Origin of the sequence: Brevibacillus sp. LEMMJ03 (assembly GCF_007197875.1) — a bacterium.
Classification (GTDB): Bacteria; Bacillota; Bacilli; order Brevibacillales; family Brevibacillaceae; genus Brevibacillus; species Brevibacillus thermoruber.
Map to the genome: position 1 here is coordinate 1 of NZ_VKJN01000051.1, position 907 is coordinate 907.

Genomic DNA, 907 nt, shown 5'->3' on the forward strand with positions numbered 1-907 from the left:
TTTTCCTGTATGCATTAGTGGTTAAGTTACTAAGGGCACACGGTGGATGCCTTGGCGCTAGGAGCCGATGAAGGACGCAGCGAACTGCGATAAGCCTCGGGGAGCGGTAAGCACGCGTTGATCCGGGGATCTCCGAATGGGGGAACCCACCATCCGTAATGGGATGGTATCCGTCACTGAATCCATAGGTGGCGAGAAGGCACACCCGGTGAACTGAAACATCTAAGTAGCCGGAGGAAGAGAAAACAACAGTGATTCCGTCAGTAGTGGCGAGCGAACGCGGAAGAGCCTAAACCGCAGGGTTTACTCTGCGGGGTCGTGGGACGTCTCACGTGGAGTTACAAAAGACACCTGTAGGTGAACGGTCTGGGAAGGCCGACCAGAGAGCGTGACAGTCGCGTAACCCAAACAGGTGTCTCTCCGAGACGGATCCCGAGTAGCACGGGACACGTGAAATCCCGTGTGAATCTGGCAGGACCATCTGCTAAGGCTAAATACTCCCTAGCGACCGATAGCGAACCAGTACCGTGAGGGAAAGGTGAAAAGCACCCCGGGAGGGGAGTGAAATAGTACCTGAAACCGTGTGCTTACAAATAGTCGGAGCCCGTTACATGGGTGACGGCGTGCCTTTTGTAGAATGAACCGGCGAGTTACGGTAGCGTGCGAGGTTAAGTCGAAGAGACGGAGCCGCAGCGAAAGCGAGTCTGAACAGGGCGAGAGTACGTTGCCGTAGACCCGAAACCGTGTGATCTAGCCATGTCCAGGGTGAAGGTAGGGTAACACCTACTGGAGGCCCGAACCCACGCACGTTGAAAAGTGCGGGGATGAGGTGTGGCTAGCGGTGAAATTCCAATCGAACTCGGAGATAGCTGGTTCTCCCCGAAATAGCTTTAGGGCTAGCCTCGGA

At 55.3% G+C, this 907-nt stretch carries 1 rRNA gene; it reads left to right on the forward strand.

What is annotated here, in order from left to right:
• Positions 1–19: 19 nt before the first annotated feature.
• Positions 20–907, forward strand: a 23S ribosomal RNA gene (locus FOI68_RS22695); the annotation flags it as partial.